General features: G+C 69.2%; 10 protein-coding genes. All 10 read right to left on the reverse strand.

Annotation, left to right across the window (positions count from 1 at the left end; genetic code table 11):
- Nucleotides 1–2,215, reverse strand: a 2,215-nt coding sequence (locus tag C1I98_RS26260; protein WP_111170102.1) for a CaiB/BaiF CoA-transferase family protein, incomplete at its 3' end; no start/stop codon positions are given.
- On the reverse strand, nucleotides 2,208–2,987 hold the full coding sequence (locus tag C1I98_RS26265; RefSeq protein WP_111170103.1) for an enoyl-CoA hydratase/isomerase family protein: 780 nt from the start codon (nucleotides 2,985–2,987) through the stop codon (nucleotides 2,208–2,210). The genes C1I98_RS26260 and C1I98_RS26265, both read right to left, overlap by 8 nt.
- On the reverse strand, nucleotides 2,984–3,436 hold the full coding sequence (locus C1I98_RS26270; protein ID WP_111170104.1) for a Zn-ribbon domain-containing OB-fold protein: 453 nt from the start codon (nucleotides 3,434–3,436) through the stop codon (nucleotides 2,984–2,986). Before C1I98_RS26270 ends, C1I98_RS26265 begins: the two co-directional genes overlap by 4 nt.
- Before the next feature lie 13 nt (nucleotides 3,437–3,449).
- A complete protein-coding gene (locus C1I98_RS26275; protein WP_111170105.1) occupies nucleotides 3,450–4,580 on the reverse strand; it encodes a thiolase family protein in 1,131 nt (376 codons plus the stop codon).
- Between the two features lie 223 nt (nucleotides 4,581–4,803).
- On the reverse strand, nucleotides 4,804–5,475 hold the full coding sequence (locus C1I98_RS26280; RefSeq protein ID WP_111170106.1) for a GntR family transcriptional regulator: 672 nt from the start codon (nucleotides 5,473–5,475) through the stop codon (nucleotides 4,804–4,806).
- 129 nt (nucleotides 5,476–5,604) lie between these two features.
- On the reverse strand, nucleotides 5,605–6,633 hold the full coding sequence (locus C1I98_RS26285; protein WP_233508195.1) for an ABC transporter ATP-binding protein: 1,029 nt from the start codon (nucleotides 6,631–6,633) through the stop codon (nucleotides 5,605–5,607).
- Nucleotides 6,630–7,637 carry an ABC transporter ATP-binding protein gene (locus C1I98_RS26290; RefSeq protein WP_111170107.1) on the reverse strand — a complete coding sequence of 336 codons (1,008 nt, stop codon included), beginning with the start codon at nucleotides 7,635–7,637 and terminating at the stop codon, nucleotides 6,630–6,632. Before C1I98_RS26290 ends, C1I98_RS26285 begins: the two co-directional genes overlap by 4 nt.
- Entirely contained in the window at nucleotides 7,634–8,530 is an 897-nt protein-coding gene (locus C1I98_RS26295; RefSeq protein WP_111170108.1) for an ABC transporter permease, read from the reverse strand. Before C1I98_RS26295 ends, C1I98_RS26290 begins: the two co-directional genes overlap by 4 nt.
- A gap of 53 nt (nucleotides 8,531–8,583) precedes the next feature.
- Entirely contained in the window at nucleotides 8,584–9,528 is a 945-nt protein-coding gene (locus C1I98_RS26300; protein ID WP_111170109.1) for an ABC transporter permease, read from the reverse strand.
- Between the two features lie 62 nt (nucleotides 9,529–9,590).
- Nucleotides 9,591–11,057: an ABC transporter substrate-binding protein gene (locus tag C1I98_RS26305; RefSeq protein ID WP_158558188.1), complete on the reverse strand. Its 1,467-nt coding sequence runs from the start codon at nucleotides 11,055–11,057 to the stop codon at nucleotides 9,591–9,593.
- Nucleotides 11,058–11,700 lie beyond the last annotated feature (643 nt).

Below are 11,700 nucleotides of genomic sequence, written 5' to 3' on the forward strand. Positions count from 1 at the left end.
GGCCGAGGGAGGGGGCGGGCCCGGGGTCCGGGGGCTCGTACTCGCAAAGCCGCAGCGGAAAGCCCTTCCGGCGCGGTACGCCGGGAAGGAACACCCGGCGGAGCTGGAAGTGCGGGTCCCCGGCCCGCTCGTCCGCCGACACCACCGGCGCGCAGGGGACGCCCGCCTCGGTCAGCTCGCGCACACAGTCGGCCTTCGTGCGGTCGCGGGTCCAGCGGGTGATCGCCGCGTCCACCGTCTCGTGTTCGGTGAGCCACCACCCGGCGGGCCGTCCGGCCAGTTCCCCGGCCCCGATCAGCCGGGCCAGCGCGGCGCGTTCGGCGTCGTGGCGGCAGGCGATGCCGACCCACTGGTCATCGCCCGCGCACCGGTAGACGTCGTGCGGGGTGCTGCCGGGCCGGCGGTTGCCGGTGGGCGTGGCGACCTCGCCGGTGTCCAGGTACCGCGCGATGCGGTCGGCGAGCGTCCAGGTGACCAGTTCGCGCTGGGACAGGTCGAGATGCGTGCCGCGCACCTCCTGGTTCAGGCAGTAGACCACCAGGGCGGCGCCGAAGAACGACACGATCTGGTCGGGGTAGTTGAGGTCGGCCGACGACCAGATCGGGTGGCCGTCGTCGTAACCGGTCACCGACGCCAGGCCGGACAGCAGGTCCAGGGTGGAGCCGTAGGAACGGCCGCGCGCCTCCGGACCCGTCTGGCCCTGGCTCGACAGCGACAGATAGACCAGCCGCGGGTTGATCTCGCGCAGCGTCGGGTAGTCGACGCCGAGCCGTTCGGTGACGCCGACCGTGAAGTTCTCGATCAGTACGTCGGCCGTGGCCACGAGTTCGCGCATCGCCGCGCGGCCCTCCGCCGTCTTCAGGTCGAGGGTGATGCCGAGCTTGCCCGCGTTGTTCGACTCGAACAGCGGCGATTCCTCCATGCCGCCGTCGGTGGCGTCGGGGCGGGTGGAAGGCCACAGCCGGAACGAGTCGGGGCGGTTCATCGATTCGACCTTGATGACCGTGGCCCCGTAGTCCGCCAGCAGCCGGCCCGTTGCCGCGCCCGCGGTGATGGTGCCGAGGTCCAGCACGGTCACCCCGGCCAGCGGGGGGTCGGCGACCTGGCGGGCGGCGGGTTCGGTCGCCGGTACGGCGGCCTGGCCCGGTGCCGGGGGCGGGCCGTTGCGCCAGCCGAGTTCGGCGGAGCGCACGATCGGGCCGATGCCCGGCCGGCCGTCCGCGTCGGCGCCGGAGATGAACCCGCGTTCCAGGTACTGCGGCGTGGACACCAGTTCGGCGACGTCCACGCTGTAGCCGAACGGCAGCCCGGCCCGCTGGGCCAGCGCGTAGATCTCCCGCATCGGCAGCCGGGCCGCCCAGCGCTCGACCGCCGGCCACCACTGGTCGGCCAGCTCGAAGCGGCCCCGGTCCTCGCGCAGCCGAGGGTCGGCCAGCGCCGGATCGCCGACCAGCGCCGCCACGGCGTCCCACTGGGCGGGCTGGTACACCACGCCGACCCAGCCGTCCGCGGCCCGCAGGATCCGCCAGATCCCGGCGCTCGCGCCGGTGCGCGTGGGCACCGCGCCGTTGTGCGCGTAGGTGATGTCGCTCTTCCAGTCGATGTAGGCGGCGACGTCGCACAGCGCGACGTCGGCCACGTCGCCGCCGGGCCGGCGCAGCGCGAGCATCGCCCCGAAGAACGCGGTGAACGCGGCGGCGTGCGCGGTCTGCTCGCCGCCCAGGGCGAGCGGCGAGCGGTCCGGTTCGCCGACCATCGCGGCGAGGCCGCCCGCGCACTCGGCCAGGAAGCTGTCGCCGAACCGGTCCGAACGGGGGTCGTCGAGGCCGTACGGGGTCAGGGACACCACGACCAGGCCGGGGAACTCCTCCCGCAGCCGCGCCGCGGACAGCCCCGCGACCTGCGCCGTGGCCGGGCCCAGGTCCGTGATCAGGACGTCGGCGTCCGCCAGCAGCCCGTGCAGCGGGCCGCCGTGGCCGGTGAGGTCCACCTCGACGCTGTGCTTGTCCGCGTTGAGCGCCGCGAACGTGTAGCTCAGGCCGCTCGCGTCCACGGGCTCCACCGCCCGCAGCGGGTCGCCGCCGGGCGGCTCGCACTTGGTGACGACGTGCCCGAAGCCCGCGAACAGCCGTCCGCAGACCTGCGCGGCGATCCCCTCGGAGACCTCGACCACGCGCAGCGGGCGGTCGGGGAGCGGGGGCCCGAGATCAGCCATCGCCGGCCGTCCGCCGGGGCGTGGCGAACCCGTCGTCAAGGACGCCGGTGCGCGCCTGGACCTGCACCTTCAGGCTCTCGCCGTACGCGAGCGCGGTGGACCAGTCGGAGATGTGCATCGGGATCTCGCGCAGCGCGCGCTTGGCCCACGCCAGCGCGACGGGGTTGTGCCGGGCGATCCGGCCCGCCAGGTCGAGCGCGACGGGCAGCAGCTCGCCGGCCGGCACGGCCTGGTTGACCAGGCCCCAGTCGGCGGCGGTGCGGCCGTCGATGCGTTCGGCGGTCAGCACCATCCAGGCGGCCCGCTTGGGGCTCAGCCGGAGCTGCGTGGACGGCCCGGCCAGGCCCGGGTAGAAGCCCAGCCCGACCTCCGGCATGCCGATCGGCGCGTCCTCGGCGGCGATGGCCAGGTCGCTGGAGTTGATCAGGGTCACCCCGCCGCCGAGCGCGAATCCGTTGACCGCGGCGATGACGATCGCGGGGTGCTCCCGGATGCGTTCCTGTACGGCGTGCCAGCTCGTGCGGCGGCCCTCGGCCGTGGCGTCGGTGTCCGGCGGCTCGGCGCCGGCCTCCTTGAGGTCCACCCCGGCGCAGAACGCCGGGCCCGCGCCGGTCAGGATGATGACCTTGGCCGGGCCGTGGCTGGCGTCCAGCGCGTCGAGCAGCGCCGCCCGCGCGGCCCGGCTCATCGCGTTGCGCTTGGCGGGGCGGTTGAGGGTGATCAGGGCGATGCCGTCGCCCAGGCTCTCGTGCTTCACGAGCGGTTCGCTCATCGGGTCACCGCCCCAGAAGCGGGCTCGACGGGCTCGACGGGCTCGACGGTGAACCGCACGATGGGCCGCCCGGTCGCGTCCGGCCCGAACACCGCGCGCACCGGCTGGTCGAGTTCGAGTTCGGCGGGGGGATCGACGAGTGAGCTGATCATGAACGGCCCCTCGCTGAGTTTGATGTAGGCCACCAGATAGGGGATCTCGTCGGCGAAGGCCGGGAAGTACTTCTGGTGCATGGTGAACCAGGACCAGAGCGTCCCGGTACCGCTGACGGTCTGCCAGGTATGAGACCGGGAAAGGCAGTTCGGGCAGGTCGGCCCATCCGGAAAACGGTGGGTGTCGCATTCCGTGCAGGTTTGGAGGCGCAGTTCACCGGCGGCGCAGCCGTCCCAGAACGGCTTGTTCGCAGCAGTGATATCGGGCAACAGCCTGGCGTAGGCTTCGACGTTCATCGTCCGCTCCCCGCTAGTCGATCGTGAAGATGTGCGAAGTGACGATCGGCGAGGCGCACATGTACTGCACCGTCCGGCAGCCGCGGACCTGCCGGTCGCCGGCCTCGCCGCGCAGTTGCCGTACGGCCTCGACGTGCAGCGCGAAACCCTGCATGTAGCTCTCGCTGGTGTGGCCGCCGGAGGTGTTCAGCGGACGCGATCCGTCAGGCCCGATCGTGCCGTCCGCCACCCATTCCCACGCGCTCCCCTTCGGGGCGTGGTCGAATCCCTCCAGGGTGAACAGGATCGTCGGCAGGAAGTTGTCGTACACCTGCATGCAGTCGATCTGGTCCGGGCCGAGGCCGGTCTCCTTGTAAAGCCGGTCGGCCACGCCACGGCAGGCCGCGAAATAGAAGTCCGGGCTCGTGTAGTGGTTGTTCAGCTCGGCCATGCCCGCGGTTCCGGCGATTCGGACCGGCTTCTTGCGCATCGACCTCGCCCGGTCGATCGAGGTGACGATGAACGCCACCGCGCCGTCGTTGATGATGCAGTAGTCCAGCTTGCGCAGCGGCTCGGCGATGAACCGCGAGCCGATGTACTCGGCATGGTCGATCTCGCGCTGGAAGACCGCGCGGGGATTGCGCGCCCCGTTGTAGCGGTTGTTGATCGCGAGCGGCGCGAGGGCGTCTTCCGGGACCCCGTACATCTTCCGGTACCGCTGGTACATCAGCGACACGTAGGCGCCGGTCGAGGTCATTCCGTACATCGTGTCGTAGGCGGTGGTCGGCCCCCCGTCCTCGCCGCCGTACTTCATTCCGACGGACCGGCCGACGGTGGCGTAAACGACGGCCACCACGTCGGCGAGGCCGGCCTGCACGATCGCGCACGCCTCCTGGAGGGAGACGCCGCTCATGCGGCCGGTGCCTTCCAGGTCGTGCACGAATTTGGGATTTCGCAGGCCGATCACGTCGCCCATGCGGCCGTACTTGAGGTTCGTGCACAGCAGGCCGTCGATGTCGTTCTTGCCGAGGCCGCAGTCGTCCAGCGCCTCGCGCAGCGCGTCCGCGGCCAGTCCGTACGGATCTCTGGAGGCGTCCTTCTCCGCGTAGAGTTCGTGGAAGTTGGACGAGCCGACACCTACGATTGCGACGTCTTTCGCGATCATCAGTATTCAGCCTTCGCTGTTCGTGATGGGCGGGGGCGGGCCGCGCCGCATCTCCGGAGTGGCTCCGGCGGCCGGCTGGGAGGCGCGTATCTCCGCACGGCCAGGGGAGGTCACCGCACCTGCCCGCGCCAGGTGGTGGCGCGGGGCGCGGTCGATCGCCCGTGACCGGGTCCGGCGTCATGGTGCGACGCCGGCCGGACGCGGGCTCATGGTCGGCAAAGGGTCATTGCCGTTGTTTTTCGAGGATCTTCACGGCTTCCAGCGCGGCCTTGGCGGCCGCCCTGACGTGCCGATGCGATGCTTCGGCCGCCCGCTCGGGCGAGCGGTCCACGATCGCGTCGGCGAGATCGCGGTATTCCTTGATGGACGCCTCCCGGCGACCGGGAATGGTCACAGAAAGGCTGCGCAGCGCGTGAATGCGGGTGTGCAGGGGGGAGAGCATGGAGGCGAGCAGCGTGTTACGTGCGCCGGCCACGAGCAGTTCGTCGAATTCGAATATCGCCCGCAGCCGCTCGTCTCCGGTCGCCCGCGGCTGCACTTTCTCCACCAGGGCGGCCACTTCGTCGTCGGTCGCCCTGAGCACGAAAAGCTCGGCGGCGGCCGGCTCCAGCGCGTCGCGCACCTCGTAGATCTCCCGCACCTCGGCGCTGCCGAGCACGGCGACCCGCACTCCGCGGCTCGGCGAGGCCTCCACCAGACCGAGGGTCTGAAGGTGCCGCATCGCCTCGCGCACCGACGTGCGGCTGACGCCGGTGAGCTCGGTGAGCTCGCGCTCGGTGAGCTGTCGGCCGGGGGGCAGCAGGCCATCGGCGATCGCCCTGCTTATCCGCCGCACGACCATTTCCGGGACGGACTCGGTCGGGCGTTCGATGGCCAGGTCGAGCTTACGGTCCACCAAGGCTCCCTAGAGTTTGTCCGACGTATGTAATAGTACGTCTGCCGATAAGTCGCCGTCAAGGAGAAGCTGATCTCCACGGGCTGTAAGAAATGCCACATTAATGTGGTCCTACCAGCCAAGACGACTTCATGCGGGACGTATCGCCGCAGCGGTCAGGTCGCCCAGGGGCGCCCCGGAGAGTTCCGGGCCACTTGTTTGCAGATGACACGCGACCTCGCCGCCGCCGTCGATCGCCGTGTGCTCGGGCATTCGCTCCGCGCAAATGTCCATGGCGAATGCGCAGCGGGTCCGGAAGGGACATCCCGACGGGGGCCGCGCCGGGTCCGGGACTTCACCGGCGAGCACGATTCTGCGCTCGCTCCGCCGGTGCGGGCTGGGATTGGGGATGGCCGACAGCAGCGCCTGGGTATACGGGTGGGCCGGCTCGTTGTAAACGCGTTCGGCGGGGCCGCTCTCGACGATTCTGCCGAGATACATCACCGCGACCCGATGCGAGATATGACGGACGATCGCCAGGTCGTGCGCGATGAACAGATAGGCCAGATCGAACTCCGTGCGCAGCCGTTCCAGCAGGTTGATGACCTGGTTCTGGGTGGACACGTCGAGCGCGGAAACGGCCTCGTCGCACACGATGAAATCGGGATTCAGCGCGATGGCCCGCGCGATGGCGATCCGCTGCCGCTGGCCGCCGGAGAACTCGTACGGATATCGGTCGGCGTGACTCGCCCGAAGGCCGACGAGTTCGATGAGTTCCAGCGCCCGGGTGCGGGCCGCGCGGGCCGAGACATGGTCGTGGACCATGAGCGGCTCGGAAATGCTCGCCGCCACCGTCGCGGAGGGATCGAGCGACGAATAGGGGTCCTGGAAGACCATCTGCATTCGCCTGCGGGCCCTGCGCAGCGCCCGGCCGTTCAGATCGGTGAGATTCTGCCCGGCCACGGTGATGTCGCCGGAGGCCACCGGTACGAGCTTGAGCACCGCCCGGCCGGTGGTGGACTTGCCCGAACCGGACTCGCCCACCAGGCCCAGCGTCTCACCCGTGTCGATGCCGAAACTGACGCTCTTGACCGCCTCGACGGTACGCGTCTTCTTGAACATCGCCTTCTTGTGGAACACGACGCTGACGTCGCGTACCTCGACCAGCCGCTTGCTCACCGGACACCTCCCAGCGCGAGGTCACCGCTGCGGCAGCAGCGGCACGAGCGGCCGTTGTCCACCACGCTCAGCGGGATCACGGCCTTGCCGCACTCCTCGACCGCGTGCGAGCAGCGCGGGCCGAACCGGCAGCCGCTCGGCATGCTCCACGGCTCGGGGGTACGGCCCGGGATCGTGGGCAGCTCCTCGCCGCGGACGCCCTGCTGCGGCATCGCGGCCAGCAGCCCCTCGGTGTAGGGGTGCTTCGGCTGGATGTAGAGGTCACGGGCGACGGAGGTCTCGACGACCTCGCCCGCGTACATCACCACGACCTTGTCGGCGAGCTCGGCCACCACGCCGAGGTCGTGGGTGATGAACAAGATCCCGCACCCCGTCTCGTCGCGCAGCCGGATGAGCAGTTCGACGATCTGGGCCTGCACCGTGACGTCCAGGGCGGTGGTCGGCTCGTCGGCGATGAGCAGCCGCGGTTCGCAGATCAGCGCCATGGCGATCATCGCCCGCTGCCGCATGCCGCCGGAGAACTCGTGCGGGTAGTCGCGCAGCCTGGCCGCCGCATTGGGAATGCCGACCAGGTCGAGCATCTCCGCGGCCCGGGCCAGCGCGGCCTTCTTCTTGCCGCCGCGGTGCCGCCGGTACGCCTCGGCGATCTGGTCGCCGACGGTGAACGCCGGGTTGAGGCTGGTCATCGGCTCCTGGAAGATCATCGAGATCTCGTTGCCGCGGATGTCGCGCAGCTCGCCGATGGGCAGCTCGGTCAGGTCCTTGCCGTCGTACCAGATGTGCCCGCTGGTCTTGCGGCTGTGCGCCCGGGGGACCAGCCCCAGAACGGACAGGCTCGTGACGGTCTTGCCGGAGCCGGACTCGCCGACCAGCACCACGATCTCGTTCTTGCCGATGTCGAACGACACGCCGTTGAGGACGTTCACCCAGCCGCGGTCGGTGACGAAGTCGATCCGCAGGTCCTCGATGCTGAGCAGGCTGCCGGAAGGTTCGGTACCGGTCACCCTTCCGCCTTTCTCGTCGCGCGGCCGAACGAGTCGCGCAGGCCGTCGCCGACCAGGTTGAAGGAGAGCGTGGCCAGCGCGATCGCGATGCCCGGGAAGACGGCGAGCGAGGGCGTGCCGCGGATCTCCGCGAACGCCTGGCCCAGCATGCTGCCCCAGCTCGCGGTGGGCGGCAGCGCGCCGAGCCCGAGCAGGCTGATCGTCACCTCGGCCAGCAGCGCGGACGCCAGCAGGAACGAGATCTGGATCAGCAGCGGCGGCAGCACGTTCGGCAGGATCCGCCGCAACAGGATCGTGCGGCCCGGAGTGCCGATGCTGATCGACGCCTCGATGTAGACCTCCTGCCGGACCACCAGCGTCGCGCTTCTGATGACCCGGAAGAGCCGCGCGGAGTACACGATGCCGAGCGAGATCATCGCCGTGGTGAGCCCGGGGCCGACCACCGCGATGATGGCGATCGTCAGCACCAGCGCCGGGAACGTCATCAGGATGTCGGAGGCCCGGTTCAGCAGCCAGTCGGGGCCGCGCCCGACGTACCCGGCCAGGATGCCCAGCGGCAGGCCGATCAGCGTGGCGATGGCCACGGACAGGGCGGAGGCCGCGAGCGAGACCTGCCCGCCGAACAGCAGGCGGCTGAGGGTGTCCCGGCCGAGGGCGTCCGTGCCGAGCCAGTGCGCCGGCGTCGGGCCGGACAGCCGGTCGGCGATGTTGATCTGTTCAGGTGTGTAGGGGGCGAACAGCGGGGCGCCCATGGTGACGACGAGGATGACGAACAGCAGTACCCCGCCGGCCAGGGCCGGCTTGTTGCCGGCGAACCTGCGGGCGAGTTGCCCGAACCGGCCCGCACGCCTGCGGCGCACGGCGGGCTCTTCCGGCTTTTTCGGCCTTGGCATCGTACCCGCCGTCATTATCGGGGGTTCGGTGGAATGCAGTCCCTGATTCTGTGTCATGTCGCTTTGATCTTCGGGTTGAAGTAGCCATAGGACAGATCGACGGCCAGGTTGACGAACATGATCAGAATGGCGGTGATCAGCAGAATTCCCTGCACCATCGGAAAGTCGCGGGAGAACACCGAGAAATACGTCAGTTTTCCCACTCCCGGTAGCGCGAAGAGCTGTTCCATCACCACTGTGGCGCCGATGAGCCGGTTCGCCTCGACCCCGAAGGCCGTGACGACCGGCACCGCCGCGTTCTTCAGCACGTGCTTGCCGACCAGGCGCACGGGCCGCAGCCCCTTGGCCTCGGCGGTGCGCACGTAGTCCTCGGTCATCACGCCCGTCACCGCGGCGCGGGTCTGCCGCGCGACGACCGCGACCGGCACGATGGCCAGGGCGAACGCCGGTGTGATCAGGTGCAGGAACCAGTCGGTGGGACTCTGCGCGAACGGCACGTAGCCGATCGCGGGCAGAACCCGCAGGTCGATGGCGAAGACCAGGACGAGCATCATTCCGACCCAGAAGTACGGGAGGGACATGAAGAGGCTGGCGATGACCGTCGCGGTGCGGTCGATCCAGCTTCCCGGGCGCAGCGCGGCGGCAAGGCCGAGCCCCAGCCCGAGGACCGCCGCGATCAGCAGCGTCAGTATGACGAGCGAAAGCGTCACCGGAAATCCGCCCGCGATCGCGGACCAGACGCTCTGCCCATTGACGAATGACTTGCCGAGGTCACCCTGGACCGCGGCGGAGAACCAGTTCCAGTACTGCACCAGGAACGGTTCGTTGAGGCCGAGTTGCTCGCGCACCATGGCCAGCTTTTCCGGCGTCGGGTTGCTGCCCGCCAGCGCGGTCTCCGGGCCGCCGGGGACCAGCGCGATCAGCCCGTAGATCAGGAAGCTGACGACGAGCAGCAACGGGACCATGGTCAGCAGCCGGGCGCCGAGAAGACGAAGCACGTGAGTTCTCCGTTCCTTTCCGGGCGGCCGGCCGACTCACCGGCCGGCCGCCCGGAAGGCCGTTACTTCTTGATTGCGACTCCGCGGAACTGGCGCGAACCGTCGACGTACACCTCGACGCCCTGCACCTTGCCGGTCATCGCCAGCGGCGTGTTGAGATGGCACAGGGTGACGGGGGGTGCGGCGTCGGCGTGCGCCTCCTGGAACAGCTTCTTGTACACGGCCGCGCGCTCTTCCTTGCTCTGCGCGGCCTTCGCCTCGGCATCGAGCTCGATGACCTTGGCGTTCGTGTAGTTACCGGGGTTGCTGAAGCCGTTCTTCAGATAGAACGCGGCGATCTGGATGCTGGGATCGGCGTCGGCCTTCTGCTGAACCATCACGGCGTCGGCGGTCTTGTTGACCGAGAAGTTCTCCATGAGCTTCGGCAGCTCGACCGGCTGGATCTTCATTTTGATCCCGGCCTGCTGGAGGTTGGCCTGGATCAGTTCGGCCACGCTCGTGTAGGACTCCAGGTTGTCGGTTTCGAGGGTGAACTCGAAACCGCTGGGGACGCCGGCGGCCTTCAGCAGTTCGCGCGCCTTCGCCGGGTCGTAGGGGTATTTGTCGGCGGTCAGGTCGGGGTCGGAGGCGTAGTAGGACGTCGGGAACATCTGAACGCCCGGCTGGCAGAAGCCCTGCATGAGCTGGTTGATCGACTTACGGTCGATCGCGTAGTTCAGCGCCTCCCGCGCCTCCTTCTTGTCGAAGGGCGCGTGGGAGGTGTTCAGGGCGATGGTGAAGCTCGCCAGGCTGGGCTTCTGGCAGACGACCAGCCCGCCGTCCTTGGCCGGCTGGTACATGGCCGAGCGCAGGAACGTGGCGTCCGCCTGGCCGGTCATGACGGCGTTCAGCCGCGCGTTGTCGCTGCTGGAGATGAGGAAGACCATCTTGGCGACGTTCAACGCGTCCGGGTCCCAGTAGTCCTTGACCGCGGTGTACTCCACCTTGGTGGCGGGGTCGTACCCGGTCACCCTGAACGCGCCGGACCCACCGGTCGGCATGTTGGCCTGTTTGGGGTCGTCGAACACGGCCGGGCTCATCATCATGCCCGCCGAGCTGGCCAGAATGCTGATGAGCGGCGCGGCGCCGTGGCCGGTCGTGATCTTGACGGTGCTGTCGCCGCTGACGTCGACCTTCTTGACGTCGGACAGCGCCTGCTCGTTGAAGGAGCCCTTGGCGCGGTGCCGGTCCAGGTTGGCCTTGACCGACTTGGCGTCGAACGGCGTGCCGTCGTGGTACTTCCAGTCTTCGATGAGCTCCAGGGTGAGGGTCTTTCCGCCGTCGCCGACCTCCCATTTCTTGGCCAGCATCGCCTCAGGCTCGCCGTTGGCGTTCAGGCGGGTCAGCGTGTCGTAGATCGGGAAGAGGTACATCCAGCTATTGCTGGTCGTCACCTTGTCGGGGTCGAAGCTCGTGTTCGCGACGCTGTACATCCAGGTGAAGGTCGCGTTCTTGTCGATCGCGCCCTTGTCGGTGGGGGGACAGGCCACATTCTGGGCGGGCTGGCCCGCCGCTGTGCTGGTGGAGCCGGGGTTTAGGTCGCCAGGTTTTCCGGATGCGCTGGAGCAGGCGGTCGAAACAGCCAACAATGCCACGGCTGTGGCGACAATCAGTTTCGTCCCCATATGGAGAGTCCTCCAGGCTAGATCTGAGGGCGCGAGAGGGCCCTAGAGCTCCCCGATTAGTTGAGTGGTGATGTTCGCTCCACGCCTGTGGTGCCCGTCGGGCGCAGGGTCGCTGCTTCGATGCCGCCAACGGTGTGCGGAGCGGACCGCCTATAGGTCGGATCCCTGTTTGTCCGACATATGAAATCATACGTATGTCGGCCCGTAAAGACCTGGAAGCAGCGAGACGAACACCTGGGTACGAGGGTGTGACGTCCCCGGGGCGGCAGCCGGGCCATGGCGGGTCGGCCCTGATGGCCCCGCGCCCGGCCGAGAAGGAACGGCCGTCGGCTTGCCGGCCCCCGTCTGCGAGGCGTCCCCGTTCCGGCGGCGGGCCGACCGAGTTGGAGGCCCGAGCCAGTGACCTCGCGGCGGCCGGCGCCGCCAAGGCGCTTCCGGTTGGATTTTCCCGGCAGGGAGCATCGCAGGCCACCACATCCGCTGTTCGCCGGTGGGCAAGGGCGGGGGG

The organism is Spongiactinospora gelatinilytica (assembly GCF_003236385.1).
GTDB lineage: Bacteria > Actinomycetota > Actinomycetes > Streptosporangiales > Streptosporangiaceae > Spongiactinospora > Spongiactinospora gelatinilytica.